The organism is Streptomyces sp. RB17 (genome assembly GCF_009604455.1).
GTDB lineage: Bacteria > Actinomycetota > Actinomycetes > Streptomycetales > Streptomycetaceae > Streptomyces.
Map to the genome: position 1 here is coordinate 132917 of NZ_WEGL01000008.1, position 26546 is coordinate 159462.

Genomic DNA, 26546 nt, shown 5'->3' on the forward strand with positions numbered 1-26546 from the left:
CATTGATTCAATCAATATTGACAATTAAATAGTCAAGCATGGACAGTCGGATCAAGTCCAGGGAGGAGAATCATGGCCATCAACACGACCGCGACCCCGCTCATCGACGCACCGCGCGGACTCGCCGGCGTCGTCGTCACCGAGACCGAGATCGGTGACGTCCGGGGGCGGGAGGGCTTCTACCACTACCGCCAGTACTCGGCCGTCGAACTGGCGCGGACCCGTGGCTTCGAGGACGTCTGGCATCTTCTGGTGCACGGCACGCTCCCGGACGCCGAGCGCCGCGCCGCCTTCAACGCCGAGACCGCGGCGCTGCGGCGGCTGCCCGAGGAGGTCCGCTCGGCACTGCCGGCGATCGCCGCGGCGAGCCGCGTCCCCGGCCCGCTGTCCGGCCTGCGCACGGCCCTGTCCCTGCTGGGCTCGGCGCGGGGACTGCGACCGGTGTACGACATCGACGCCGACCGGCGCCGCGCCGACACCCTGGCCGTCTGTGCGGCCGTACCCACGCTGCTCACCGCGCTGTACCGGCTCGGGCAGGGTCTCCACCCGGTCGAGCCGCGCGACGACCTCCCGTACGCGGCCAACTACCTGTACATGCTCACGGGCGAGGAGCCCGAGCCGCGGCGGGCTCGTGCGGTCGAGCAATACCTGATCTCAACCATTGATCATGGATTCAATGCATCAACCTTCACCGCCCGCGTCATCGCCTCCACCGGAGCCGACGTGGCCGCCTGTCTGGTCGGGGCCGTCGGCGCCCTGTCCGGACCGCTGCACGGAGGCGCGCCCAGCCGGGCCCTGGACACCCTGGACGCCATCGGCACGCCGGACCGGATCGACCCCTGGATCCGCGAGCGGGTGCTCGCCGGTGACCGGATCATGGGGTTCGGGCACGCCGTCTACCGCACGGAGGACCCCCGTTCCCGGATGCTGCGGGAGATCGCCCAGAGCTTCGGCGGTCCGCGCGTGGACTTCGCGGTGGAGGTCGAGCGCCGGGTCGAGGCGATCCTCGCCGAGCTGAAGCCCGGCCGCGAACTCCACACCAACGTCGAGTTCCACGCCGGCGTGGTCATGGAACTGTGCGGCCTGCCTCGCGAGATGTTCACCCCCACCTTCGCCGCGGCACGGGTGGTGGGCTGGAGCGCCAACATCCTGGAACAGGCGGCCGACTCGAAGATCATCCGTCCGGTGGCGCGGTATGTGGGGCCGACGCCGCCGGTCGCGGTGCCGGCCGCGCTCTGACCCGGGCCGGCCGACACCGATGCCCTCTTATCCTGGTCCGGCAGCCGGTCCACAGGAGAGAGGTCACCCGTTGGGGAACAGCAGCGGTCCGCAGATCCCGGTCGTCGTGCTCGCCGGTTTCCTCGGCTCCGGCAAGACCACGCTCCTCAACCACCTCCTGCACCGCAGCGGAGGCAGCCGGATCGGGGTGATCGTCAACGACTTCGGGGCCATCGAGATCGACGCGATGGCCGTCGCGGGCGCCCTCGGCGACTCGACCGTCTCGCTCGGCAACGGCTGCCTGTGCTGTGCCGTCGACGCGAGCGAACTCGACCTCTACCTGGACCGGCTCGCCGACCCCCGCACCGGCGTCGACGTGATCGTCATCGAGGCCAGCGGGCTCGCCGAACCGCAGGAGCTCGTGCGGATGGTGCTGGCCGGCGAGCACCCGAGGGTCGTCTACGGCGGCCTGGTCGAGGTCGTGGACGCCGCCGAGTTCGACGACACGCGCGCGAAGCACCCCGAGATCGACCGGCATCTGGCCCTCGCCGAGCTCGTCGTCGTCAACAAGCTCGACCGAGCGGACGACGCCGAGCGGGTTCTGGGGCTCGTCCGCTCGCTCACCGGCCGGGCCGCCGTCGTCCCCGCCACCTACGGCCGGATCGACCCCGAGTTCCTCTTCGACTGCAAGCCGAGCGAGGAGCGGATCGGGCAGCTGTCCTTCGAGGACCTCCACGAGCACACGGGGGTCGCGGAACACGACGGTCATCTGCACACGGGTTACGACAGCCTGTCCTTCACCTCCGAGGTCCCCCTGGAACCCCGCCGGCTCATGCGGTTCCTGGACAGCAGGCCCGAGGGGCTGTACCGGATCAAGGGGTACGTCGACTTCGGGCCGTACGACACCCGCAACCGGTACGCCGTGCACGCCGTCGGCCGGTTCCTGCGCTTCTACCCGCAGCCCTGGGACGCTGCCGGCGAGCGCCTCACCCAGCTCGTGCTGATCGGTTCCGGCATCGACACCGAGGCCCTCGGCCAGGAGCTCAAGGGGTGCGAGAACGACGCCCCACACGCCGACGAGCACGGCATGTGGGGCGTCCTGCGCTATGTACCGGGCCCGGACGAGGCGGACCTGGAGGATCCGCCCGCCTAGGACACCGGTCCGGCGACCACCGCCACCGTCTTCGGCAGCGACGTGCCCGAACCGTCCCGGCGCGGGTCCAGCTCCGGAAGCTCCGCCGGGGTGCCGTTCTTCTGCGCCGCGAGCGCGGGAGCCACGCCCGCCCAGGCCAGCGACAGGCAGTCCTCGCCCTTCAGGAACCGCTGGCAGCGCACACCGCCCGTGGCCCGGCCCTTGCGCGGGTACTGGTCGAAGGGGGTCAGCTTGGCGGTCGTCTGCACCGAGTCGTCCAGCGTGCCGCGCGAGCCCGCGACCGTGAACACCACCGCGTCGGCCGCGGGGTCGACCGCCGTGAAGGAGATGACCTTCGCGCCCTCCGTGAGCTTGATGCCCGCCATACCACCCGCCGGACGGCCCTGCGGGCGCACGATGGACGCCTGGAAGCGCAGCAGCTGGGCGTCGTCCGTGATGAAGACCAGGTCCTCCTCGCCGGTGCGCAGCTCCACCGCGCCCACGATCCGGTCGCCCTCCTTCAGCGTGATGACCTCCAACTCGTCCTTGCTGGACGGGTAGTCGGGCACCACGCGCTTGACGACACCCTGCTCGGTACCGAGCGCCAGGCCCGGGGACGACTCGTCCAGCGTGGCCAGACAGACCACCGTCTCGTCGTCCTCCAGGGAGACGAACTCCGCCAGCGGCGCGCCTCCGGAAAGGTTCGGCGCGCTCGCCGTCTCCGGCAGCTGGGGCAGGTCGACCACGTTGATCCGCAGCAGCCGGCCCGCCGAGGTCACCGCGCCGATCTCGCCGCGCGCGGTGGCCGGGACCGCCGAGACGATCACGTCGTGCTTGACACGCTTGGCGCCCGTCTGCTCCGGGAACGGCTCGGCGGTCGCCGTACGGGCCAGCAGACCCGTCGAGGACAGCAGCACCCGGCACGGGTCGTCGGCGACCTGCAGCGGCACGGCGGCGACCGGGGCGCCCGCGGACTCCAGCAGGACCGTACGCCGGTCGGTGCCGAACTTCTTCGCCACGTCTGCCAGTTCGGCCGAGACCAGCTTGCGCAGCTCCGCGTCGGAGTCCAGGATCCGGGTCAGCTCCGCGATCTCCGCGGTGAGCCTGTCCTTCTCCGCCTCCAGCTCGATGCGGTCGTACTTGGTGAGCCGGCGCAGCGGCGTGTCGAGGATGTACTGCGTCTGCACCTCGCTCAGCGAGAAGCGCCGCATCAGGCGCTCCTTGGCCTGCGCGGAGTTCTCGCTGGACCGGATCAGCCGGATGACCTCGTCGATGTCGACCAGCGCGGTCAGCAGGCCCTCGACCAGGTGCAGCCGGTCGCGCCGCTTGCCGCGGCGGAACTCGCTGCGGCGCCGGACCACGTCGAAGCGGTGGTCGAGGTAGACCTCCAGCAGCTCCTTCAGGCCCAGCGTGAGCGGCTGGCCGTCCACCAGCGCGACGTTGTTGATGCCGAAGGACTCCTCCATCGGGGTCAGCTTGTACAGCTGCTCCAGGATCGCCTCCGGCACGAAGCCGTTCTTGATCTCGACGACCAGGCGCAGGCCGTGCTCGCGGTCCGTGAGGTCCTTGACGTCGGCGATGCCCTGGACCTTCTTGCTGTTGACGAGGTCCTTGATCTTCGCGATGACCTTCTCCGGGCCGACCGCGAACGGCAGTTCCGTGATGACCAGGCCCATGCGGCGGGCGGTCACCGTCTCGATCGTGACCGTCGCGCGCATCTTGAAGGTGCCGCGGCCCGTCGCGTACGCGTCCCGGATGCCGTCCAGGCCGACGATCCGGCCGCCGGTGGGCAGGTCCGGGCCCGGGACGTGCTTCATCAGCGCGTCCAGGTCCGCGTTCGGGTGCCTGATCAGGTGGCGGGCGGCCGTGATGACCTCGCGCAGGTTGTGCGGCGGCATGTTGGTCGCCATGCCGACCGCGATGCCCGAGGAGCCGTTGACCAGCAGGTTCGGGAAGGCGGCGGGCAGCGCCACCGGCTCGCGCTCCTGGCCGTCGTAGTTCGGCGCGAAGTCGACCGTGTCCTCGTCGATCGACTCGGTCATCAGGCTCGTCGCCTCGGCCTGCCGGCACTCGGTGTACCGCATGGCGGCCGGCGGGTCGTCGTTGCCCAGCGAGCCGAAGTTGCCGTGGCCGTCGACCAGCGGCACGCGCATGGAGAACGGCTGGGCCATGCGCACCAGGGCGTCGTAGATCGACGCGTCGCCGTGCGGGTGCAGCTTGCCCATGACCTCGCCGACGACACGCGCGCACTTCACATAGCCGCGGTCGGGGCGCAGGCCCATCTCGTTCATCTGGTACACGATCCGGCGGTGCACCGGCTTGAGGCCGTCACGGGCGTCCGGCAGGGCGCGCGAGTAGATGACCGAGTACGCGTACTCGAGATAGGAGCCACGCATCTCGTCCACGACGTCGATGTCGAGGATCCTCTCCTCGAACGAATCGTCGGGCGGCGGGGTCTTCGTGCTGCGGCGGGCCATCGCTGCCGGCTCCTTGCTACTGAAGCGTTTGATGGATCTGACGCGGACCATTGTGGACCGCGGCACTGACAACCCGGGCCACGGCCCGGTCTTCCACGGTCCGCCCGGCACCGCAAGGCACACCGGACCGGCACCGCACAGCGCCCGCACGCGTCCCGCGGGCACGCGAGTCGCAGGCTACGGGATCCGCTCTCGGCGTACGTCGCGCCGGAACTTCTCCGGGGCCCCGCACGGTTTGCATACAGTGGCAGGAACGGCAGGAAAACCGCGGTTTTCACAACCGCCTCCGCTCGCGAAGGGATGTACATGCCCATGGGTCACACGACCACAGCCGAGGCAGGCTCCGGGGGCCTGACAGCGACCGAGCACCGCTTGGCCAACGGTCTGCGCGTGGTGCTCTCCGAGGACCACCTGACCCCGGTGGCGGCGGTCTGCCTCTGGTACGACGTCGGCTCCCGCCACGAAGTCAAGGGGCGTACCGGCCTGGCTCACCTTTTCGAGCACCTGATGTTCCAGGGCTCGGGGCAGGTCAAGGGCAACGGTCACTTCGAGCTCGTGCAGGGCGCCGGCGGCTCGCTCAACGGCACCACCAGCTTCGAGCGCACCAACTACTTCGAGACCATGCCCGCCCACCAGCTGGAGCTCGCCCTCTGGCTGGAGGCCGACCGCATGGGCTCCCTGCTGGCCGCCCTGGACGACGAGTCCATGGAGAACCAGCGGGACGTCGTCAAGAACGAGCGCCGCCAGCGCTACGACAACGTGCCCTACGGCACCGCCTTCGAGAAGCTGACGGCCCTGTCGTACCCGGAGGGCCACCCCTACCACCACACGCCGATCGGCTCGATGGCGGACCTGGACGCGGCCACCCTGGAGGACGCCCGCCGGTTCTTCCGCACCTACTACGCGCCGAACAACGCCGTGCTCTCCGTGGTCGGCGACATCGACCCCAAGCAGACCCTTGCCTGGATCGAGAAGTACTTCGGGTCGATCTCGTCCCACGACGGCAAGCCCGCCCCCCGCGAGGGAACCCTGCCGGACGTCATCGGCGAGCAGAAGCGCGAGGTCGTCGTCGAGGAGGTCCCGGCGCGCGCCCTGATGGCCGCCTACCGGCTGCCGCACGACGGCACGCGCGCGTGCGACGCCGCCGACCTCGCCCTGACCGTCCTCGGCGGCGGCGAGTCCTCCCGCCTGTACAACCGGCTGGTGCGCCGCGACCGTACGGCAGTCGCGGCCGGCTTCGGACTGCTGCGCCTGGCCGGTGCGCCCTCCATGGGCTGGCTGGACGTGAAGACCTCCGGTGACGTGGAGGTGCCGGTCATCGAGACCGCCATCGACGAGGAGCTCGCCCGGTTCGCCGAGGAGGGCCCCACGCCCGAGGAGATGGAGCGAGCCCAGGCCCAGTTGGAGCGCGAGTGGCTGGACCGGCTGGGCACGGTCGCCGGCCGCGCCGACGAACTGTGCCGGTACGCCGTCCTGTTCGGCGACCCGCAGCTCGCCCTCACCGCCGTCAAGCGCGTCCTGGCGGTGACCGCGGAGGAGGTCCAGGAGGTCGCCAAGGCCCGCCTGCGCCCCGACAACCGCGCCGTCCTGGTCTACGAACCCAAGGCCCCGGAGCAGGCCCCGGACGCCGACGTCCCCGAGGACCCGGAGCAGGAAGCCACCGTAGAGGCCGGTAACGAGAACGAGGAGACGGCCAAGTGACCGAGCTCGCCACCATGGAGTTCCACCCCCAGCCGCACCCCGGTGAGGCCAGGCCCTGGGCGTTCCCGGCCCCCGAGCGGACCGCCCTCGACAACGGGCTCACCGTGCTGCGCTGCCACCGCCCCGGCCAGCAGGTCGTCGCCGTCGAGGTGCTGCTGGACGCGCCCCTGGACGCCGAGCCCGCCGGTCTCGACGGCGTCGCCACGATCATGGCGCGGGCCTTCTCCGAGGGCACCGACAAGCACTCCGCCGAGGAGTTCGCCGCCGAGCTGGAGCGCGCGGGCGCCACCCTGGACGCGCACGCCGACCACCCCGGCGTCCGGCTCAGCCTGGAGGTCCCGGCCTCCCGCCTGGCCAAGGGCCTCGGCCTGCTCGCCGACGCCCTGCGCGCGCCCGCCTTCGCCGACAGCGAGGTGGAGCGGCTGGTCCGCAACCGCCTGGACGAGATCCCGCACGAGCTGGCCAACCCCTCCCGGCGGGCCGCGAAGGAGCTCTCCAAGGAGCTGTTCCCGCTGGTCTCGCGCATGTCGCGGCCGCGCCAGGGCACCGAGGAGACGGTCGAGAAGATCGATGCCGCCGCCGTACGGGCCTTCTACGGCCGGCACGTACGCCCCGCCACGGCCACCGCGGTCGTCGTCGGCGACCTCACCGGCGTCGACCTGGACGCGCTGCTCGGCGACACGCTGGGCGCCTGGACCGGCACCCCGGGCGAGCCGCGGCCGGTGCCGCCGGTGGCGGCCGACGACACCGGCCGCGTGGTCATCGTGGACCGGCCCGGCGCGGTGCAGACGCAGCTGCTCATCGGCCGCGTCGGCCCCGACCGGCACGACCGCGTGTGGCCCGCCCAGGTGCTCGGCACCTACTGCCTCGGCGGCACCCTCACCTCCCGCCTGGACCGCGTCCTGCGCGAGGAGAAGGGCTACACCTACGGTGTGCGTGCGTTCGGCCAGGTCCTCAGGTCGGCGCCGGACGGCACGGGTGCCTCCATGCTCGCCATCAGCGGCTCCGTGGACACCCCCAACACCGGCCCCGCGCTGGAGGACCTGTGGAAGGTGCTGCGCACCCTCGCGGCGGACGGCCTGACCGACGCCGAGCGGGACGTGGCCGTGCAGAACCTCGTCGGGGTGGCGCCGCTGAAGTACGAGACCGCGGCGGCCGTCGCGAGCACGCTGGCCGACCAGGTCGAGCAGCACCTGCCCGACGACTTCCAGGCGACGCTGTATCAGCAGCTCGCGGCGACGGGCACGGTGGAGGCCACGGCGGCCGTGGTGAACGCCTTCCCGGTGGACCGCCTGGTGACCGTCCTCGTCGGTGACGCCTCCCAGATCAAGGCGCCGGTGGAGGCGCTCGGCATCGGTCAAGTGACCGTCGTGGCGGCCGAGTAACGGCTACGCGCGCGTGGGGCCCTGACGGCTACGGACCGTCAGGGCCCCACGCGGTTCCACTTCCTTCCTCAGATGCCCGATTTGAGGCGGAGGTTGCCTGTCTGACCTGTGGGATGCGCTACAAACGCCCGGATCCGTTTGGGATTCGAAAGCAGGCTTCCGTAGCGTCGTCCGGGCTGTTCGTCAGGCAGTGCGCCGCGCCCGCGGCACCGGACAGCCATCGCCGAGTCCCCGTACGGCGCGAGCCAGGGGAGCCGGGGACCCACGCAGTCCCTGGGGTGAATCGGGCGCCCGCGCTTGCCGCGAGGGGGCCCGTAGGAGACCTTCCTGCTCCGAACCCGTCAGCTAACCCGGTAGGCGAGAGGGAAGGAAAGGACCAGCCACTCCATGGCGTTCATGTGCGCCACCGGGAAGCACCGCAAGCCCGGCCGGGTCAAGCGCACCACCGCTCAGGCGGCGGGCATCGCGGCCCTCACCACCACCGGTGCCATCGGCACCCTCGCCGCCTCCCCGGCGCTCGCCGCCGAGAACACCGTGGAGCAGACCGGCCTCACACCGGTCCTCACCCTCAGCGACGACGTGGCCGAGCACATCGACGCGCAGGCCGCCGCGCAGCAGCGGGCCGCCGAGCAGAAGGCGGCCGAGGAGGCCGCGGCCAAGAAGGCCGATAAGGAGCGCGAGGCAAGGGTCCGCGCCGCTCGTGAGGCCGAGCGCAAGCGCCTGCTGAACACCTTCGTCGCCCCGATCGCGCACTCCTACGTCTCCACCGGCTACAGGGCGAGCAGCTCCCTGTGGTCCTCAGGCTCGCACACCGGCATCGACTTCCACGCGGCGAGCGGCACGTCCGTCCACGCGGTGGGCTCCGGCACCGTCGTCTCCACCGGCTGGGGCGGCGCGTACGGCAACCAGATCGTGATCAGGATGGCCGACGGCATGTACACCCAGTACGGCCACCTGTCGTCCATCGGCGTCTCGGTGGGCCAGCAGGTCACTCCGGGCCTGCAGATCGGCCTGTCCGGCGCGACCGGCAACACCACCGGCCCGCACCTGCACTTCGAGGCCCGTACGACCCCCGACTACGGCTCGGACGTCGACCCCGTCGCCTACCTCCGCAAGCACGGCGTGAACGTCTGACGCCGCAGCACGCGACATGCGATGCCCCGGCTCACCGAGCCGGGGCTTTCGTCGTTTTTCATGAGCGCCACCCGATCCACTGACCAAAAAATATCCATGGATTCCGGCTCGCCGTCGGAAATTCCGGCTCATTGGAATAGAGTCACGGAACACGCGTCCATCGTCGACGTTTCACGGGGATTAAGGCGGAGGTCGGTCATGCGTATTCCGGCGCACTCGGTGTGCACGGCCATCCGGGATGACATCGTCGCGGGTGTCTACGAGCGCGGCGGCCGGCTGACCGAGGACGTCCTGGCCCGCCGCTACGGCGTCTCGCGCGTCCCCGTCCGCGAGGCGTTGCGCACCCTGGAGGCCGAGGGCTTCGTGGTGACCCGCCGGCACGCGGGCGCGTGCGTGGCCGAGCCGACCGAGCAGGAGGCCGCCGACCTGCTGGACATGCGCCTGCTGCTGGAGCCGCTCGGGGCCGCGCGGGCCGCCCAGCGGCGCACCGAGGCCCATCTGAAGGTGCTGCGCGGCCTGGTCAGGCTGGGCCAGGAGCGGGCCAGGAGGGGGAACAGCGAGGATCTGCGCTCGCTGGGCGGCTGGTTCCACGAGACGCTCGCCCAGGCCTCCGGCAGCCCCTCGCTGACCGCGATGCTCACTCAGCTGCGGCACAAGATCGCCTGGATGTACGCGGTGGAGGTGCCGCCGAGCCCGGTGGAGTACTGGACGGAGCACGGCGCCATCGTGGACGCGGTGGCGCGCGGCGACGGGGAGCGCGCGCGGGCGCTCACGGCGCTGCACACCGAGCGCGCGACGGCCGTGCACCGGCTGCGTTTTTCCGGGGCCGGCGAGCGTGTGAGGACTTCGCAACACGCCGTAAACATGTCGGGCCTCCGGCATTAACACGGACGCCGTATACAAAGAAGAGGTATTCGGCCGCGGTGCATTTCCGCTACCCCAATTCCGGTGTGCGCGCAATGAGCCCGGAAACGCAGAGCCGCGCCGCCCGAAAAGGGCGACGCGGCTCCGGCGTATCGGTGTGCTGCTGCTCAGACCGTCTCGGGCAGTTCCTCGAGGCCCTCGGAGACCAGCTTGGCCAGACGGTCGAGGGCGGCGTCCGCACTCTCGGCGTCGGAGGCCAGGACGATCTCCTCGCCGCCCTGGGCGCCAAGCCCCAGGACAGCCAGCATGGAGGCCGCGTTGACGGGGTTGCCGTCAGCCTTGGCGATCGTCACCGGGACGCCTGTGGCCGTGGCGGCTCGGACGAAGATGGAGGCGGGGCGGGCGTGGAGACCCTCGGCCCAGCCGACGTTGACGCGGCGCTCAGCCATGTGTTGCTGCCCTTCAGTCTTCAGGGTTGTCTAGACCAGTTTCCCATATCGCGAAGCGTGCCCGGAGCGGACCTTCGTCCGCGCCGGTGTGGTGCCGGAACCGCGGCCTCGGTTCCGGCTTGTCGTCCTCCACAGACTGCCCCGCGCCGTTGTCGGACGCGAGCCGTACTCTGGGGCCCATGCAGACCTCGGCGGACCGGAAGGACCGGCATCACTACCCCGCCCACTGGGAGGCGGACGTGGTGCTGCGCGACGGGGGTACCGCGCGCATCAGGCCCATCACCGTTGATGACGCCGACCGCCTGGTCAGCTTCTACGAGCAGGTCTCGGACGAGTCGAAGTACTACCGCTTCTTCGCGCCGTACCCCAGGCTCTCCGCCAAGGACGTCCACCGCTTCACACACCACGACTTTGTGGACCGGGTGGGACTCGCGGCCACCATCGGCGGCGAGTTCATCGCCACCGTACGCTATGACCGCATCGGCGCCGACGGCATGCCCGCCTCCGCACCCGCCGACGAGGCCGAGGTCGCGTTCCTCGTCCAGGACGCCCACCAGGGCCGCGGGGTCGCCTCCGCCCTGCTGGAGCACATCGCGGCGGTCGCCCGCGAGCGCGGCATCCGGCGCTTCGCCGCCGAGGTGCTGCCCGCCAACAGCAAGATGATCAAGGTGTTCACGGACGCCGGCTACACCCAGAAGCGCAGCTTCGAGGACGGCGTCGTCCGCCTGGAGTTCGATCTCGAACCCACCGACCGCTCCCTCGCCGTGCAGCGCGCGCGGGAGCAGCGCGCCGAGGCCCGCTCCGTACGGCGGCTGCTCATGCCCGGCTCGGTCGCGGTCGTCGGCGTCGGCCGCACCCCCGGCGGCGTCGGCCGCAGCGTCCTCGGCAACATCAGGGACGCCGGCTACGGCGGCCGGCTGCACGCCGTGAACAAGGCCTTCCCGGAGGACCTCCGCGAGGTCGACGGGGTGCCGGCGTACCGGTGCGTGCGCGACATCGGCGCTCCGGTGGACCTCGCCGTGGTCGCCGTACCCGCCGAGCACGTGCCCGCCGTGGTCGCCGAGTGCGGAGAGCACGGAGTGCAGGGGCTCGTCGTGCTCTCCGCCGGGTACGCCGAGAGCGGCCCCGAGGGGCGCGAGCGGCAGCGGGCGCTCGTGCAGCAGGCGCGCGCGTACGGCATGCGGATCATCGGCCCGAACGCCTTCGGGATCATCAACACCGCGCCCGGCGTCCGGCTGAACGCCTCCCTCGCCCCGGAGATGCCCCGCCCCGGCCGCATCGGCATGTTCGCCCAGTCCGGCGCCATCGGCATCGCCCTGCTGTCCCGGCTGCACCGGCGCGGGGGCGGGGTCACCGGGGTCACCGGCGTGTCCACCTTCGTGTCCGCCGGCAACCGCGCGGACGTCTCCGGCAACGACGTCCTCCAGTACTGGTACGACGACCCCGAGACCGACGTCGCCCTCATGTACCTGGAGTCCATCGGCAACCCGCGCAAGTTCACGCGCCTCGCGCGCCGGACGGCGGCGGCCAAGCCGCTGGTCGTGGTGCAGGGGGTCGGTTCCGTGCCGCAGGGACACGCGGTACGGGCCACCCGGCTGCCGCACGCCACCGTCTCCGCGCTGCTGCGGCAGGCCGGGGTGATCCGCGTCGACACCATCACCGAGCTCGTCGACGCGGGGCTGCTGCTCGCCCGGCAGCCGTTGCCCACGGGGCCGAGGGTGGCGATCCTGGGCAACTCCGAATCGCTGGGGGTGCTGACGTACGACCGGTGTCTGGCGGAGGGCCTGCGGCCTTCGCGCCCGCTGGACCTGACGACCGGGGCGACGGCGCAGGACTTTCACGGGGCGCTGGCGCGGGCCTTGGCCGACGCTACGAATGACGCCGTGGTGGTCACGGCGATCCCTGCCATCGGAGAAGCGTCGCCGCGGGACGCGGAGCTGGCGGAGGCGTTGCGGTCGGCTGCGGCGGCGGTTCCGGGGAAGCCGGTGCTGGTGGTGCATGTGGAGCTCGGTGGGCTTGCTGAGGCGTTGTCGGCTGCGGCGAGCACCGCACCTCAGGCCGTTGACAAGGCACCCGGTAGTGAGGGCGGTGCCCCCCTGTTCCGCCCTGCGGAACGGCTGCCCACCGCGGTGGCGGCCAGCCCTCCGGAGGGCATGCACCTCATCCCGGCCTACCCCGCCGCCGAACGCGCCGTGCGGGCGTTGGCCGAAGCCGTCAGATACGGGCAGTGGCGGCGGGAGGCGGCTGATCCCGGGAAGGTGCCCGAGTACGACGACATCGACGAGAAGGGGGCCGCGCGGCTGATCGGTGAGCTGCTCGCGCGTGGCGAAGGACTCACGATCTCCGACGCGGAGACCTGCGAGCTGCTCGGCAAGTACGGCATCCCCGTCCGGCGCGCGCTGCCCGCGCCCACCTCCGACGCCGCCGCCGACGCCGCCCGCTCCCTCGGCTACCCGGTCGCCCTCAAGGCCACCGCCCCGCATCTCAGGCACCGCGCCGACCTGGGCGGCGTACGCCTCGACCTCGCGGACGAGGAGCAACTGCGCCGGGCGTACGCCGAGTTGACCGAGCTGTTCGGCAAGCCGGAGGAGCTGCGGCCGGTGGTGCAGGGCATGGCACCGCGCGGCGTCGACACCGTCGTACGGGCCGTGATCGACCCGGCGGCCGGGGCCGTGCTGTCCTTCGGGCTCGCCGGGGCCGCCTCCCAGTTGCTCGGGGACATGGCGCACCGGCTCGTCCCGGTCACCGACCGGGAGGCGACCTCGCTGCTGCGATCGATCCGTACGGCACCGCTGCTGTTCGGCTGGCGCGGCTCCACGCCCGTCGACACACCGGCGCTGGAGGAGCTGCTGCTGCGGGTGTCCCGGCTGGTCGACGATCACCCGGAGGTGGTCGCCGTCACCCTGGAACCGGTCGTCGTCGCCCCGCACGGAGTGAGCGTCCTGAGCGCCACGGTACGGCTCGCGCCGCCACCGGCCCGCGACGACCTCGGCCCGCGCACGATGCCGGCCTACTGACCGGGGGAGGGGGAGAGCATGGAGATCGCCGGCCGTGCGCTGCCCGACGGCAGTTGGTGGGACTGGGACGTCATCGGCTGGGACGCCGGGGAACTGCGGCTCGCCGCCGGACACGACCTCGCGTACCACCACGGCCTGGAGGTCGTCTTCGTCGCTCCGCTCTTCGCGTCCTGCCCCTTCGCCTTCCAGGACCCCGTCTTCCGGGCGCCCACGGCGGAGGAGACGGCACGGCTCGTGCGCACCCTCGGGGAGACACCGGCCCTCGTGGTCGCGTTCGAAGCGGACGCCGGCGGCCCGGAGCCCCTCTCCTGTCTGATCGCCGCCGAGCGGCTGGAGGTCCGGCAGGGGGTCGTCCAGCGGCGCCCACGCGCGTGTGCGCAGGCCGGCCCCGGTCTCCGCGACTGGCCCGGACCCCCCTTGCCCACGGATTAGGATGGACGCCATGGCCAAGACCAGTACGACGACCCAGGGGCTGCGCGCGGCGATCGAGCGCAGCGGCTACTACCCGGCCCTCGTGGCCGAGGCGGTGGAGGCCGCTGTGGGCGGCGAGCCCATCCGGTCGTACCTGGTCCACCAGGAGACCACCTTCGATCAGAACGAGGTGCGGCGGCATGTGACCGTGCTCGTTCTCACCGGCAACCGCTTCATCGTCAGCCACACCGATGAGCAGGCCGCCGACAGCACCTCCCCGACGCCGTACGCCACCACCTCCACCGAGTCCGTGAAGCTCGGCCGGATCTCGTCGGTCGTGGTCAGCCGGGTGGTCGCGAATCCCGAGCAGTACGCCCCGGGCACCCTGCCCCGCGAGGTCGTGCTGACCATCGGCTGGGGCGCGGTCAACCGCATCGACCTGGAGCCCGCCGCCTGCGGCGACCCCAACTGCGACGCCGACCACGGCTACACGGGCAACTCCACGGCGGACGACCTCAGCCTGCGGGTCAGCGAGGCCGGGGACGGTCCGGAGACGGTGCGCCAGGCGCTCGCCTTCGCACAGTCCATCTCGGAGGCGACCGCGGACCTCGCGCACTGATGTCCCAGCTCTCCGCCTGGGACCACCCGGAACCGCTCGCCCTGGACACCGCGCCGCTGCCCGAGTACGGCACCGGCTCTCTCGCCGATCTGCTGCCCACCCTGGCCGCCGGCCTGGGCGTCCCCGGCCTGACCGCCACGATCGAGGAGCTGACCGCGGCCGACCGGGTCTGCGTCCTCCTGATAGACGGGCTCGGCTGGGAGCAGCTGAAGGCGCACGCCGACGAGGCTCCCTTCCTGACCTCGCTGCTCGACACCTCGCGCGGCGGCACCGGCCGCCCGCTCACTGCCGGGTACCCGGCGACCACCGCGGTCTCACTCGCCTCGGTCGGCACCGGCCTGCCGCCCGGCGTCCACGGCCTGCCCGGCTACACCGTGCGCAACCCGGACACCGGCGGGCTGATGAACCAGCTGCGCTGGCAGCCGTACACCGATCCGCAGGCCTGGCAGCCGTACCCCACCGTGTTCCAGCTGGCCCAGGCGGCCGGAGTGCACGCCGCGCAGGTGACCTCGCCCATCTTCGAGCACACCCCGCTCACCAAGATCGCGCTCAGCGGCGGCAGTTTCCACGGACGGCTGAGCGGCGAGGAGCGCATGGACCTCGCGGCCGAGCAACTGGCCGCCGGGGACCGCTCGCTGGTCTACACGTACTACTCCGAGCTGGACGGCGCCGGACACCGCTACGGCGTCGCCTCCGACACCTGGCGCGGCCAGCTGATGTACGTCGACCGGCTCGCCCAGCGCCTCGCGGAGCAACTGCCGCCGCGCAGCGCGCTCTACGTCACCGCCGACCACGGCATGGTCGACATCCCGTTCGACGACGAGCACCGCATCGACTTCGACACCGACTGGGAGCTGCGCGCCGGGGTGGCTCTGCTGGGCGGCGAGGGCCGGGCGCGGCACGTGTACGCGGTGCCGGGCGCCGAGAACGACGTACTGACGGTCTGGCGCGAGGTGCTCGGCGAGCAGTTCTGGGTGGCCTCGCGGGACGAGGCGATCGCGGCAGGCTGGTTCGGGCCGCACATCGACGAGCGGGTCCACCCACGGCTCGGGGACGTGGTCGCGGCCGCGCACGACGACGTCCTGATCATCGCGTCCGAGCGGGAGCCGAAGGAGTCGGCGCTGGTCGGCAACCACGGTTCGATGACTCCCGCGGAGCAGCTGGTCCCGCTGCTCGAAGTACGCTCCTGAAGCTCCTGCCTCTCCCCTCCTTGCCGAAAGGTGCTCAACCCCTCATGCCCGAGCTGGTGTTCTTCTCCGGAACGATGGACTGCGGGAAGTCCACGCTGGCTCTGCAGATAGAGCACAACCGATCGGCCCGGGGCCTCGTCGGCATGATCTTCACCCGGAACGACCGTGCGGGCGAGGGCAAGCTGTCCTCCCGGCTCGGCCTGGTCACCGACGCGGTGGAGGTCGCCGCCGGCCAGGACCTGTACGCCACTCTCGTGGAACACCTCTCGCAGGGCCGCCGGGCCGACTATGTGATCGCGGACGAGGCGCAGTTCCTCGCGCCCGAGCAGATCGACCAGCTCGCGCGCGTGGTCGACGATCTCGGCCTGGACGTGTACGCCTTCGGGATCACCACCGACTTCCGCTCCAAGCTCTTCCCCGGCTCGCAGCGGCTGGTGGAGCTGGCCGACCGCATCGAGGTGCTCCAGGTGGAGGCGCTGTGCTGGTGCGGCGCCCGAGCCACGCACAACGCCCGCACGATAGGCGGCGAGATGGTGGTCGAGGGCGCCCAGGTCGTCGTCGGTGACGTCAACCAGGCGGCCGGCGAGGTCGGCTACGAGGTCCTGTGCCGGCGCCACCACCGCCGCCGCATGACCGCCGCGACGGCCCGCGCGGCGGCCCTGTCCCCGGACGTCCTGCCGGTCTCGCCCGGCTGATCCGGGACCGAAGCGGGGCGGCTGGGCCTGCACGGGGGTTCGGCCGAGGCTGGTCCGAGGGATCCGCCGAGGCTGGTCCGAGGGGTTGGCCGAGGCCGCTCCGAGGGTTCGGCCGAGCCCGGCCCGGGAACCATCCGACCGACGCTGCTCCGAGGATCGGCCCGATCCGGCGCCCAGAGCCGGCTGATCTCTCCCCGAGGGGTCGGGCGACTCCGTCCTGACGGGCCGACGGACCCCCGACGGGATCGGCTGACCTCCGAGGGGATCGGCTGACCCCCGGGGGGATCGGCTGCCCTCCCTCGACGGGATCGGCTGAACCCCCGACGGTCACCGGAACCCCCGACGGTCACCAGAATCCCCGACGGTCGACGGAGCCCGACAGGATCGGCTGAACCCCCGGGTGGGTCGACGGAACCCCGACGGGATCGGCTGAACCCCTCCGAGGGGATCAGCTGAGCCCCGACAGGATCGGCTGAACCCATGGTGGTCGACGGAGCCCGACAGGATCGGCTGAACCCCCGGGTGGGTCGACGGAGCCCCGACAGGATCGACTGAACCCCCGGGTGGGTCGACGGAACCCCGACGGGATCGGCTGAATGCCCTTACGGGCCGATGGAACCCCCAGCGGGATCGGCTGAACCCCCAGCGGGATCGGCTGAAACTCCGAGCAGGTCCGCTGAACCCCCGACGGGTCGGCCCAATCCACCCCCAGCGCTCAGTGCGGGTTCTGGATCACCGAGAACTCCGCGCCCTCGGGGTCCGCCACCGTCGCCACCCGGCCGTGCGGGCTGTCGTGCGGCTGTCGGATGACGCGGCCTCCGAGGTCCGCCACCTGCCGCACCGTCGTGTCGGCGTCGGAGACCTCGAAGTACGTCTGCCAGTGCGGTCCGCGGTCGCGGGGCAGGCCATGGCCCACGCCGTGCAGTCCGGCCACCGGGCGGCCGGCGAGATGGAGGGTCACATAGTCGAAGTCGGCGGACACCACCGGCTCCCGCTCGTAACCGAACACGGTCGCGTAGAACTTGGAGACGCTCTCGGTCTCGAAGGTCACCAGCTCGTTCCACGCGGGCGTGCCGGGCACCCCCGTGATCACGGTGCCGAGGTGCGCGGCCCCCTGCCAGATGCCGAACACCGCCCCGGAGGGGTCCGAGGCGATGGCCATCCGTCCGGCCTCGGCGGCGTCCAGCGGTCCGACCGCCACGGTGCCGCCGCACTCCCGTACCGTGTCGGCCGTCTGGTCCACGTCGTCCGAGGCGAGGTACGGCGTCCAGGCGATCGGCAGCCGACGGTCCGGCGGCAGCTGGCCCATGCCCGCCACCTCGCGCCCGTCGAGCAGCGCCCGCACATACGGGCCGAGCTGCTGTGGGCCCGGCCGGAACTCCCAGCCGAACAGCTCACCGTAGAACTCCTCGGTGGCGGCCAGCCCGTGCGCCATCAGGCTCACCCAGCAGGGCGTGCCGGGCGCACGCCGCGCGTGCGGGCCGGCCGGCTCCCGTGCCTCGGTCATCGATCACTCTCTCCCCGGCCTCTCGTGGTGGCCGTGTCGCTTCCGCTCCCCGGAAGGGATTACCCGCCGGCGGCGGGTACGTACGTGCCGGTGCCCGCATCCTCCCCGCCGCGACGGGACTTACCGCGCCGACGCTCGGCGACACCTCCCGGAGGATGCCCGGTCTGCCGCCTTTCGCCGCTTCCTGACGATGGCCGGCGGGTGTCGGCCGGCTGTACAGCACGTGCTCGATCCCATACGCCTCGTGATCGAGCCTGTCCGGCCGAGCAGAGTAGCCGGACCTGGACGCCGCGGCCACCCCTGGCGTATGCATGGCGGCATGACAGCCATCATCACCGCATCCGATCTCGCACACGAGCTCACCGGGGACAGCCCTCCGGTCCTGCTGGACGTGCGCTGGCAGCTGAGCCTGGCGAAGGCGGCGGGCGCGCCGGCCTTCGACGGGCGGACCGAGTACGCGGCCGGTCACATCCCCGGCGCCGTCTTCGTCGACCTGGACCGGGAACTGGCCGGAGAGCCCGGCGCGAACGGCCGGCATCCGCTCCCGGACCTGGCGGAGTTCGGTGCCGCCATGCGCCGCGCGGGCGTGTCGGGCGGCCGGCCGGTCGTCGTGTACGACGGCGGCCAGGGCTGGGCGGCCGCACGCGCCTGGTGGCTCCTGCGTTCGACGGGTCATCCGGACGTGCGGGTCCTCGACGGCGGACTGCCGTCCTGGCGGGGCGAACTGTCCACGGAGGTGCCGGAACCGGCCGAAGGGGATTTCCGGCCGGAACCGGCCGCTGCCGGCCTGCTGGACGCCGACGGGGCCGCGGCCCTCGCCCGCGCCGGCGTGCTGCTGGACGCGCGGGCGGGGGAGCGGTACCGCGGTGAGGTGGAGCCGGTCGACCGGGTCGGCGGGCACATCCCGGGCGCGGTGTCGGCGCCGACGACGGAGAACGTGGGCCCCGACGGCCGCCTCCTGCCGGCGGCGGAGCTGCGGGACCGCTTCAAGGCCCTGGGCGTCTCCACGGACACCGAGGTGGGGGTGTACTGCGGCTCGGGCGTCTCCGCCGCCCACGAGGTCCTCGCGCTCGCGGTGGCCGGCATTCCGGCGGCGCTGTACGTCGGTTCCTGGTCCGAGTGGTCCTCGGATCCGTCCCGGCCGGTGGCCGTGGGCGCCGACCCGCAGTAGCCGCATCCGACAGAGGGCACGCACGCGTGCAGCCCAAAAGCTGGGCACGGACGCGTGCAGCCCAAAAAAGTCGGGCACGCACGCGTGCAGCAGGAAGGGGGGCACGCACGCGTGCCCCCCTTCTCCGTTTCCGTACGCCGGTTACTCCTGCTTCTTGCGGCGCGTGCCGAACACGATCTCGTCCCAGCTCGGTACGGCGGCGCGGCGGCCGGGGCGGACGCCGTCGGCCTCGGCCTGGCGGTCGGTGGCGCCGATGAGCCGGTCGCGGTGGCTGCCGACGGAGCGGGGCATGAGGACGTCCGCGTAGGCCGAACCGGCCGAGGCGGCAGGGGCCGGCGGTTCCTCGGTGGCCGGTTCGTCGGCGGGCTCCTCGGGCGTCTCCGCCGGGCGCTCCGGAACCACCAGGTCACCCCGGAAGCTCGGCACCGCCTCGAGCAGGCTGGTCAGCGAGTCGCGTTCGCCCGTGTTCTCCTCGGCGGGCTCGGACGGCTGCGCGGGCAGGCTCGGCCGTTCCCGCTCGCCCCGGTCCAGCGCGCGGTCCATCGAACGCTCGCGCGGCAGCCGGGCGATGCGCGGGACGAACGGGAAGCTCGGCTCGGCCACGGCGAGGTCGTCGGACTCGCCGATCAGCGAGCGAGCCTCGTCGTCCACGGCCTGGACGAGCCGCCGGGGCGGGTCGTACGTCCAGCTCGCCGAGTGCGGTTCGCCCGCGACCCGGTAGACGAGGAGCACCTCCCAGGTGCCGTCGTCGCGGCGCCAGGAGTCCCACTGCACGGTGTCCTTCTCCGCGCCGCGCAGCAGCAGCCGCTCCTGCACGGCCTCGCCGAGCAGCGGCCCGGAGTTCTCGCCGGGGCGGCGGACCGGGGTCTTGCGGGCGCGCTCGGCCATGAAGGCGCGCTCGGCGAGCACGGGGCCCTCGAAGCGCCGTACCCGGTCGACGGGGATGCCGGCGAGCTGCGCGACCTCTTCCGCCGTGGCACCGGCACGTATACGCGCCTGGATGTCACGCGGGCGCAGATGGCTCTCGACCTCGATCTCGATCTGGCCGAGGCGGGGCCGGTCGCCGCGCACGGCGGCGCGCAGCCGTTCGTCGATCGGAAGGGTGTACTCCGTTGCGTCGGCAGCCTTGAGCACCAGCCGTGTGCCGTCATTCGAGACGGCCACGACACGCAGTTCGGGCATGGGGACCTCCCGGGTGGTGCCTGCCGACGTCACGTGCGTCGCTGCTTCCGCTAGTCGAGTGTGGCCTGCCCGGGTGCAGCCTGCCACAACCTTGCCGAGTTGCCCGGCGTGTCGGGCACGGGCCCTGGGCCGCCGTTATGGCACGGTTACCTATTCGCAACGCTAAGTGACCGAATTCGTCACCCTGTGCAACTGGCCCCCTCCCGGCGGTCCTTCAAGGCCGCGGACACCCTGGTGGGAGACCGGACCCAGGGCTCGCAACAGTACTCCATTTGGACCATGTGCGTGGATGGGCGCGCCGCCCAACTTCTGGCAAGGCGTGCGACTTGGCCGTCGGTAACCGGTTTTGCCGATCACGAACGTGGCGAACTTCACGCAATCCCCAGAAACGGAACTAATGGTTTCCGGTGTACGTCCCTATCTCGTGCAGTCGGTCGGTCAATGTCGATCAAGTACGGGAAAGGTAGGCAAGTTCCGGGTATGCGTGAAACGCCCGAAGCGGGTCGCAAACGGATCGACCTGAGCGTCCCCCAGGTCGCGGGCAGTGCTGTCGCGGCCGTCGTGGCGGCCAAACTGGCCTCGTACGTCGGGGTGTACGGCACGATCCTCGGCGCGGGAGTCGTCAGCGTCGTCGCCACCTGCGGAGGCACGGTGTTCCAGCACTTCTTCAAGCGGACCGGGGAACAGCTGAGGGAGGCGACGGTCGCGCCCCGTCCGAGGGGGCAAGTGCCACCGGCTGTGGGCGAGTTCACCGAGGCCACTGTCTACCGCGCGCGGGTGAGGAGCCGGCGCCGGCTGGTGGTCGCGGCCGCCGTCGTGTTCGGGGTGGCCATGGGCGGCATCACGGCGTATGAACTCGTGTCCGGCAACAGCTTCAGCGGCGGTTCGGGCACGACGGTCAGTGACGTGGTCACCGGACGGGTGTCGGGTTCGTCCTCCTCGACGACCGAGGTCCCCGTCAACGCCCCTGAGACACCGGCCCCTTCGGACACCCCGTCCCGCGCGCAGCCGCCCGACGCCGGTGCCGGTACGGCCCACGGCGCGACACCGTCGCCCGGCGACCCCCCGGGCGGGGAGACCGGCGACGGCCCGAGCCCGTCCTCTCCGGCCCCCACGCCCAGCGGGTCCGCCGTTGCGCCTACGACCCCAGAACCCTCCGCAAGTAGTCGTTCTGGAACAGGCGTTCCGGGTCAAGACGGTCCCTCAGGGCAGTGAACTCGCCGAAGCGCGGGTAGACGCGCGCGAAGTACTCGGCGTCCCGGGTGTGCACCTTGCCCCAGTGCGGCCGGCCCTCGTGCCCGGTGAAGATCCGCTCGGCGGCGGTGAAGTAGGCCTGGTACGGCGTGCCCCGGAACATGTGGACGGCGACATAGGCGCTGTCCCGGCCCGAGGCGGTGGACAGGGTGATGTCGTCGGCCGGGGCGGTGCGCACCTCGACCGGGAAGCTGACCCGCAGCCCCGAGCGGTCGACCATGGACTTCAGCTCGCGCAGCGTGTCCACCAGGGCCGCGCGCGGGACGGCGTACTCCATCTCCACGAAACGCACCCGGCGCGGCGAGGTGAAGACCTTGTACGGGATGTCCGTGTACGTCCGCCCGGACAGAGCCTTGCTGGAGATCTGCGCGATGGCCGGGACGGTGGCGGGGGCGGCGCGGCCGACCCACTGGGCCACCCGGAAGACTCCGTTGGAGAGGAACTCGTCCTCGAACCAGCCCGCCAGCTGCCCCACGGGCTGCTCGGGGCCGGCGCTGCGGTTGTTCCGCTTGGTGTTGGTGTTGCCGGTGTGCGGGAACCAGTAGAACTCGAAGTGCTCGTTCTCCGCCCAGAGTTGATCGAACTCGGCGAGGACCCGGTCGAGGGGCATCGGCTCCTCGCGCGCGGTGAGCAGGAAGACGGGCTCCACGGCGAAGGTGATCGCGGTGACGACGCCGAGGGCGCCGAGGCCTATTCGGGCGGCCGCGAAGATCTCCGGATTCTCCTTCTCGGAGCAGGTGAGCACCGAGCCGTCCGCCGTGACGAGTTCGAGCCCGGTGATCTGGGCGGCGATCGAGGCCGACTCGCGGCCCGTGCCGTGCGTCCCCGTGCTGGTGGCCCCGGAGACGGTCTGCTCCATGATGTCGCCCATATTGGTGAGCGACAGACCCTCGCGTGCCAGAGCCGCATTGAGCCGCTTGAGCGGGGTGCCGGCCTCGACCGTGACCGTCATGGACTCGCGGTCGATCCTGCGGATGCCCGTCAACAGTTGAGGGCGGATCAACACACCATCGGTGGCCGCGATCGATGTGAAGGAGTGCCCGGTGCCGACGGCCTTCACCTTCAGGCCGTCCTCGGCGGCCCGGCGCACCACCGCCGCCAGCTCCTGAACCGAGGCCGGCGCGACCTGCCGCGCGGGCCGGGCCGAGACGTTCCCGCCCCAGTTACGCCAGGTGCCGTTCTTCCCGCTCGCTGTGCTGCTCAACGGTGCCTCCCCGACCCGCGGCCGGCCTGCGCAGCCGGCGGTACCCGAGGAAACCGACCGCGACCGCGACGGCCCCGGACACGGCCGGAACCCCGTACCCGGCCCGCGCCCCGGCTGCGTCGATCACCGAGCCGGCCACGGACGAGCCGAGCGCGACCCCGACCGCGAGGCCGGTGCTCACCCAGGTCATGCCCTCGGTGAGCTGTGCGCGAGGTACGTGCTCTTCGATGAGGGACATCGTCGTGATCATCGTCGGTGCGATGGACAGCCCCGAAACGAACAGCGCCACGGCCAGAAGCGGCAGGTTTCCGACCAGTAGGAGGGGGATCATACTCACGGCCATCGCCGCCACGCCCAGCAGCCAGCGGCGTTCCGGAGCCCCGGCGAGCCGCAGCAGCCCGAAGACCGCCCCGGCCACACAGGATCCCGCCGCGTACAGCGCCAGGACCACGCTCGCGGCGCTCTTGTGGCCGCGCTCGTCGGCGAAGGCCACGGTGACCACGTCCACGGACCCGAAGATCGCGCCGGTCGCCGCGAAGGTCGCCACGAGCACCTGCAGCCCGGCCGAGCGCAGCGCCGTACCGCCGCCGTGCTTCTCGCGCGGGTGCGGCTCCGGCTCGGTGGCGCGCTGGGCGGTGAGCCAGAAGACGCCCGCGGCCAGGAAGCAGGCGGCGAGCAGCGGCCCGGCCTCCGGGAACCAGGCCGTGGACAGGCCGATGGAGATGATCGGGCCGAAGATGAAGCAGATCTCGTCGACGACCGACTCGAACGAGTACGCGGTGTGCAGCCGGTCGGTGCCCCGGTACAGCGCCGCCCAGCGGGCCCGGATCATCGCGCCCAGGCTGGGCACCGAGCCGATCCCGGCGGCGCACCCGAACAGCAGCCAGTCCGGCCACTTCAGATGCGCGGTGAGCAGCAGCCCGGCCGCCGCCGTGAGGGCCACCAGGGTCGCGGGACGCAGCACCCGGCGCTGCCCGTGCCGGTCGACCAGCCGGGAGATCTGCGGTCCGATGACCGCGGCGGACAGCGCGATGGTGGCCGACAGCGCCCCTGCGAGGCCGTAGCGCCCGGTCAGCTGCGAGACCATCGTGACCACGCCGATGCCCATCATCGACAGCGGCATCCGGCCGAGGAATCCCGCGGTGGAGAACGCCTTGGTGCCGGGTTCGGCGAACAGGGCTCTGTAGGGGCTGGGCACGTGGTCTCCGGAGCGGCTCGTAAGGCGCCAATGCGGCTGATACAGCTTACGAGTTAGGTGACCCTAATGGCACCTGGTTTATGACCTCGGGAAATACCGGCATAAACCGACTGGAACCCGACTCGTCACCCCACTGTTTCCCGGCCGTCAGCAGCGGGTGGCAGGATCGAGACATGCCAGACGCGCTCGATGCCACCCCGTACGACGCCCTCCTCCTGCTCTCCTTCGGCGGCCCCGAAGGCCCGGACGACGTGGTCCCGTTCCTCGAGAACGTCACGCGCGGGCGCGGCATCCCGAAGGAACGCCTGAAGGAAGTCGGGCAGCACTACTTCCTGTTCGGCGGGGTCAGCCCCATCAACGGCCAGAACCGCGCCCTGCTGGACGCCCTGCGCAAGGACTTCGCCGAGCACGGCCTGGACCTGCCGGTCTACTGGGGCAACCGCAACTGGGCGCCGTATCTGACGGACACCCTGCGCGAGATGGTCGCCGACGGCCGCCGCCGCGTCCTCGTGCTCGCCACCAGCGCCTACGCCTCCTACTCGGGCTGCCGCCAGTACCGCGAGAACCTCGCCGACGCGCTGGCCACCCTGGAGGCCGAGGGCCTGCCGCTGCCGAAGATCGACAAGCTGCGGCACTACTTCAACCACCCCGGCTTCGTCGAGCCCATGATCGACGGCGTGCTGCGCTCCCTCGAAGACCTCCCCGAGGACGTTCGCGCGGGCGCCCACATCGCCTTCACCACGCACTCCATCCCGACCTCCGCGGCCGACACCTCCGGCCCCGTCGAGACCCACGGCGAGGGCGGCGCCTACGTCGAGCAGCATCTGGACGTGGCCCAGCTGATCGCCGACGCGGTCCGCGAGCGCACCGGCGTCGATCACCCCTGGCGGCTGGTCTACCAGTCGCGTTCCGGCGCCCCGCACATCCCGTGGCTGGAGCCGGACATCTGCGACCACCTCCAGGCGCAGCACGCGGCGGGCGTCCCGGCCGTGGTCATGGCGCCCATCGGGTTCGTCTCGGACCACATGGAGGTCCTGTACGACCTCGACACCGAGGCCACGGCCAAGGCCGAGGAGCTGGGCCTGCCGGTGCGCCGCTCGGCCACCGTTGGCGCCGACCCCCGGTTCGCCGCCGCCGTCCGCGACCTGATCACGGAGCGCGCCGCCGTGGAGCGCGGCCAGGAGGTCACCCCGTGCGCCCTGGGCGCGCTGGGCGCGAGCCACAACCTCTGCCCGGTCGGCTGCTGCCCCGCCCGGGCGCCGCACCCGGCCGCCGCCGGTGCCGACAGCCCCTACGCGTGAGGAGACCCGTGACCGACCCCCTGCACCGGGAACTGCTGGAACTGGCCCAGGAGGCCGCCCGCCGCGCCGGTGAGCTGCTGCGGGACGGCCGGCCGGCCGATCTGGCCGTGGCGAGGACCAAGTCCAGCCCGATCGACGTCGTCACCGAGATGGACATCGCGGCGGAGAAGCTGATCACCGACCTGATCTCCGGCCACCGTCCCGACGACGGCTTCCTCGGCGAGGAGGGCGCCTCCGTGGCGGGCACGAGCGGCGTCCGCTGGGTGATCGACCCGCTCGACGGCACGGTGAACTATCTGTACGGGCTGCCGACCTGGGCGGTGTCCATCGCCGCCGAGCACGACGGCGAGACCGTCGCGGGTGTCGTCGCGGCTCCGATGCGCGGCGAGATGTACCACGCCGTGCGCGGGGGCGGCGCGTGGGCCACCGGCGCATGGGAGGGCGAGCGGGCGCTCGCCTGTCGCCCCGCGCCCCCGCTGGACCAGGCGCTGGTCTCCACCGGCTTCAACTACGTCACCGAGGTCCGCGCCCACCAGGCCGAGGTGGCCGGCCGGCTGATCCCGCTGCTGCGGGACATCCGGCGCGGCGGCTCGGCGGCGGTCGACCTGTGCGACGTGGCCTGCGGCCGGCTCGACGGGTACTTCGAGCGGGGGCTCAACGCGTGGGACTTCGCGGCGGGCGACCTGATCGCCCGGGAGGCGGGCGCGCTGGTCGGTGGGCGGCCCGGGGAGCGCCCGTCGCCGGAGCTGACCGTCGCCGGCGCACCGGGGGTGTTCGAGCCGCTGCAGCGGTTGCTGGAGGACTTCGGGGCGTGGCACGACTGAGCGTGACCGTCCCCGGCAGCTGAACGCAAAGGGACCCCGGCGCTGGATTCGCCGGGGTCCCCTCTTGCGCTTTCGGGCCGATCAGACGCGTGACGCGCCGACCTCCACACCGTGTTCGGCGGCGAGGCGTCGCAGGTCGTCGAGCTCTGCCTGCTCCACTTCGACGAGGAAGTCGTCACCCTCGTCACGAGCCCGCGACAGGTCGGACTCGGTCGCCCTTATGCGCTGCAGAAGTCCTGCGGTGAAAGCGTCCATGCTGCGCCCCCTCGTCCTGGGTCGTGGGTCGGTGGCACGGGGGTGTGCCTGTTTGGGAAAGGGGCGATCACGTCTCTCGCGGGTGCCCAGCGCTGCCCTGCCGGGCGGCGACGGTGCCGGACACCCGCGCCCACTCTGCGGAAGCGGATCGCGGAGTACCGCATGGTGCTGCGGCACATGCAGAGCGTGATCGCGGGGTGTAAAGCCGTCCTCCCCCCGCTCCCTCATCCGGAAACCTCAACCGGAGGAGAAAGTCTCGTATTCCTGCCCCGGAGCGCGGATCCGTGCGGTCCACAACCCGCCTTACAGCCGACTTACGGCCGAAAAGGGCAGGATGGAGGTCACACCCCACGAACAC

The 26546-nt window shown here is 71.9% G+C and carries 22 protein-coding genes and 1 riboswitch; of the genes, 14 read left to right on the forward strand and 8 right to left on the reverse strand.

The window, feature by feature from the left end; genetic code table 11:
• Positions 1 to 72 precede the first annotated feature (72 nt).
• Complete coding sequence (locus SRB17_RS32005) at positions 73 to 1239, forward strand: citrate synthase/methylcitrate synthase (RefSeq protein ID WP_153543671.1); 1167 nt, start codon at positions 73 to 75, stop codon at positions 1237 to 1239.
• 70 nt (positions 1240 to 1309) lie between these two features.
• On the forward strand, positions 1310 to 2371 hold the full coding sequence (locus SRB17_RS32010; protein WP_228396401.1) for a CobW family GTP-binding protein: 1062 nt from the start codon (positions 1310 to 1312) through the stop codon (positions 2369 to 2371).
• Here SRB17_RS32010 and SRB17_RS32015 read toward each other — a convergent pair.
• A complete protein-coding gene (locus SRB17_RS32015) occupies positions 2368 to 4827 on the reverse strand; it encodes a DNA gyrase/topoisomerase IV subunit A (RefSeq protein WP_153543673.1) in 2460 nt (819 codons plus the stop codon). The two genes, SRB17_RS32010 and SRB17_RS32015, sit on opposite strands and share 4 nt — an antisense overlap.
• A 306-nt stretch (positions 4828 to 5133) precedes the next feature.
• On the opposite strand from SRB17_RS32015, the gene SRB17_RS32020 reads away from it, so the two are divergent.
• From SRB17_RS32020 to SRB17_RS32035, 4 genes are all read left to right on the forward strand, one after another.
• Positions 5134 to 6528: a M16 family metallopeptidase gene (locus SRB17_RS32020; protein WP_153543674.1), complete on the forward strand. Its 1395-nt coding sequence runs from the start codon at positions 5134 to 5136 to the stop codon at positions 6526 to 6528.
• Entirely contained in the window at positions 6525 to 7913 is a 1389-nt protein-coding gene (locus tag SRB17_RS32025) for a pitrilysin family protein (RefSeq protein ID WP_323376540.1), read from the forward strand. Before SRB17_RS32020 ends, SRB17_RS32025 begins: the two co-directional genes overlap by 4 nt.
• Positions 7914 to 8124: 211 nt before the next feature.
• A riboswitch (cyclic di-AMP (ydaO/yuaA leader) is annotated at positions 8125 to 8288 on the forward strand.
• Between the two features lie 12 nt (positions 8289 to 8300).
• On the forward strand, positions 8301 to 9047 hold the full coding sequence (locus tag SRB17_RS32030) for a M23 family metallopeptidase (RefSeq protein WP_153543675.1): 747 nt from the start codon (positions 8301 to 8303) through the stop codon (positions 9045 to 9047).
• A gap of 198 nt (positions 9048 to 9245) precedes the next feature.
• On the forward strand, positions 9246 to 9932 hold the full coding sequence (locus tag SRB17_RS32035; RefSeq protein WP_153543676.1) for a GntR family transcriptional regulator: 687 nt from the start codon (positions 9246 to 9248) through the stop codon (positions 9930 to 9932).
• Positions 9933 to 10078: 146 nt separating this feature from the next.
• Here the strand turns inward: SRB17_RS32035 and SRB17_RS32040 are convergent, their stop codons facing one another.
• Entirely contained in the window at positions 10079 to 10360 is a 282-nt protein-coding gene (locus SRB17_RS32040) for an HPr family phosphocarrier protein (RefSeq protein ID WP_153543677.1), read from the reverse strand.
• 179 nt (positions 10361 to 10539) lie between these two features.
• Between SRB17_RS32040 and SRB17_RS32045 the strand changes: the two genes are divergently transcribed.
• Genes SRB17_RS32045 through SRB17_RS32065 form a run of 5 tightly spaced genes read left to right on the forward strand, consistent with a single transcriptional unit; the run spans position 10540 to position 16292 of the window.
• Entirely contained in the window at positions 10540 to 13377 is a 2838-nt protein-coding gene (locus SRB17_RS32045) for a bifunctional GNAT family N-acetyltransferase/acetate--CoA ligase family protein (protein ID WP_153543678.1), read from the forward strand.
• 18 nt (positions 13378 to 13395) lie between these two features.
• Positions 13396 to 13809, forward strand: coding sequence for a hypothetical protein (locus SRB17_RS32050; protein WP_153543679.1), 414 nt, complete (start codon positions 13396 to 13398; stop codon positions 13807 to 13809).
• A 10-nt stretch (positions 13810 to 13819) separates the two neighbouring features.
• A complete protein-coding gene (locus tag SRB17_RS32055; RefSeq protein ID WP_194294211.1) occupies positions 13820 to 14407 on the forward strand; it encodes a DUF5998 family protein in 588 nt (195 codons plus the stop codon).
• Entirely contained in the window at positions 14407 to 15597 is a 1191-nt protein-coding gene (locus tag SRB17_RS32060; RefSeq protein WP_153543681.1) for an alkaline phosphatase family protein, read from the forward strand. The genes SRB17_RS32055 and SRB17_RS32060 overlap by 1 nt, the downstream gene beginning before the upstream one ends.
• Positions 15598 to 15641: 44 nt before the next feature.
• On the forward strand, positions 15642 to 16292 hold the full coding sequence (locus SRB17_RS32065; RefSeq protein WP_153543682.1) for a thymidine kinase: 651 nt from the start codon (positions 15642 to 15644) through the stop codon (positions 16290 to 16292).
• 715 nt (positions 16293 to 17007) lie between these two features.
• Here the strand turns inward: SRB17_RS32065 and SRB17_RS32070 are convergent.
• Positions 17008 to 17799, reverse strand: a complete 792-nt coding sequence (locus SRB17_RS32070) for a VOC family protein (protein ID WP_153543683.1) — start codon at positions 17797 to 17799, stop codon at positions 17008 to 17010.
• 319 nt (positions 17800 to 18118) lie between these two features.
• Between SRB17_RS32070 and SRB17_RS32075 the strand changes: the two genes are divergently transcribed.
• Positions 18119 to 18970: a sulfurtransferase gene (locus SRB17_RS32075; RefSeq protein WP_153543684.1), complete on the forward strand. Its 852-nt coding sequence runs from the start codon at positions 18119 to 18121 to the stop codon at positions 18968 to 18970.
• Positions 18971 to 19111: 141 nt separating this feature from the next.
• Here SRB17_RS32075 and sepH read toward each other — a convergent pair whose 3' ends face one another.
• The 4 genes from sepH to SRB17_RS32095 form a co-directional block, all read right to left on the reverse strand.
• Complete coding sequence (gene sepH / locus SRB17_RS32080; protein ID WP_153543685.1) at positions 19112 to 20152, reverse strand: septation protein SepH; 1041 nt, start codon at positions 20150 to 20152, stop codon at positions 19112 to 19114.
• 764 nt (positions 20153 to 20916) lie between these two features.
• Positions 20917 to 21114, reverse strand: a complete 198-nt coding sequence (locus SRB17_RS48220; RefSeq protein ID WP_153543686.1) for a hypothetical protein — start codon at positions 21112 to 21114, stop codon at positions 20917 to 20919.
• 176 nt (positions 21115 to 21290) lie between these two features.
• On the reverse strand, positions 21291 to 22610 hold the full coding sequence (locus tag SRB17_RS32090) for a D-arabinono-1,4-lactone oxidase (protein ID WP_153543687.1): 1320 nt from the start codon (positions 22608 to 22610) through the stop codon (positions 21291 to 21293).
• Positions 22570 to 23808 carry an MFS transporter gene (locus SRB17_RS32095; protein WP_323376541.1) on the reverse strand — a complete coding sequence of 413 codons (1239 nt, stop codon included), beginning with the start codon at positions 23806 to 23808 and terminating at the stop codon, positions 22570 to 22572. Before SRB17_RS32095 ends, SRB17_RS32090 begins: the two co-directional genes overlap by 41 nt.
• A 173-nt stretch (positions 23809 to 23981) precedes the next feature.
• Between SRB17_RS32095 and SRB17_RS32100 the strand changes: the two genes are divergently transcribed.
• Positions 23982 to 25109, forward strand: a complete 1128-nt coding sequence (locus SRB17_RS32100) for a ferrochelatase (protein WP_153543689.1) — start codon at positions 23982 to 23984, stop codon at positions 25107 to 25109.
• Between the two features lie 8 nt (positions 25110 to 25117).
• Entirely contained in the window at positions 25118 to 25933 is an 816-nt protein-coding gene (locus SRB17_RS32105; RefSeq protein WP_323376542.1) for an inositol monophosphatase family protein, read from the forward strand.
• 81 nt (positions 25934 to 26014) lie between these two features.
• Here the strand turns inward: SRB17_RS32105 and SRB17_RS45585 are convergent, their stop codons facing one another.
• Entirely contained in the window at positions 26015 to 26188 is a 174-nt protein-coding gene (locus SRB17_RS45585) for a hypothetical protein (RefSeq protein WP_023546087.1), read from the reverse strand.
• Positions 26189 to 26546 lie beyond the last annotated feature (358 nt).

Excerpts from the sequence above, each read along its gene's own strand:
- SRB17_RS32005 (WP_153543671.1), top strand. The coding sequence starts at position 73 with ATGGCCATCAACACGACCGCGACCCCGCTCATCGACGCACCGCGCGGA.
- SRB17_RS32015 (WP_153543673.1), bottom strand. The coding sequence starts at position 4,827 with ATGGCCCGCCGCAGCACGAAGACCCCGCCGCCCGACGATTCGTTCGAG.
- SRB17_RS32020 (WP_153543674.1), top strand. The coding sequence starts at position 5,134 with ATGCCCATGGGTCACACGACCACAGCCGAGGCAGGCTCCGGGGGCCTG.
- SRB17_RS32030 (WP_153543675.1), top strand. The coding sequence starts at position 8,301 with ATGGCGTTCATGTGCGCCACCGGGAAGCACCGCAAGCCCGGCCGGGTC.
- SRB17_RS32035 (WP_153543676.1), top strand. The coding sequence starts at position 9,246 with ATGCGTATTCCGGCGCACTCGGTGTGCACGGCCATCCGGGATGACATC.
- SRB17_RS32040 (WP_153543677.1), bottom strand. The coding sequence starts at position 10,360 with ATGGCTGAGCGCCGCGTCAACGTCGGCTGGGCCGAGGGTCTCCACGCC.
- SRB17_RS32045 (WP_153543678.1), top strand. The coding sequence starts at position 10,540 with ATGCAGACCTCGGCGGACCGGAAGGACCGGCATCACTACCCCGCCCAC.
- SRB17_RS32050 (WP_153543679.1), top strand. The coding sequence starts at position 13,396 with ATGGAGATCGCCGGCCGTGCGCTGCCCGACGGCAGTTGGTGGGACTGG.
- SRB17_RS32055 (WP_194294211.1), top strand. The coding sequence starts at position 13,820 with ATGGCCAAGACCAGTACGACGACCCAGGGGCTGCGCGCGGCGATCGAG.
- SRB17_RS32060 (WP_153543681.1), top strand. The coding sequence starts at position 14,407 with ATGTCCCAGCTCTCCGCCTGGGACCACCCGGAACCGCTCGCCCTGGAC.
- SRB17_RS32065 (WP_153543682.1), top strand. The coding sequence starts at position 15,642 with ATGCCCGAGCTGGTGTTCTTCTCCGGAACGATGGACTGCGGGAAGTCC.
- SRB17_RS32070 (WP_153543683.1), bottom strand. The coding sequence starts at position 17,799 with ATGACCGAGGCACGGGAGCCGGCCGGCCCGCACGCGCGGCGTGCGCCC.
- SRB17_RS32075 (WP_153543684.1), top strand. The coding sequence starts at position 18,119 with ATGACAGCCATCATCACCGCATCCGATCTCGCACACGAGCTCACCGGG.
- sepH (WP_153543685.1), bottom strand. The coding sequence starts at position 20,152 with ATGCCCGAACTGCGTGTCGTGGCCGTCTCGAATGACGGCACACGGCTG.
- SRB17_RS32100 (WP_153543689.1), top strand. The coding sequence starts at position 23,982 with ATGCCAGACGCGCTCGATGCCACCCCGTACGACGCCCTCCTCCTGCTC.
- SRB17_RS45585 (WP_023546087.1), bottom strand. The coding sequence starts at position 26,188 with ATGGACGCTTTCACCGCAGGACTTCTGCAGCGCATAAGGGCGACCGAG.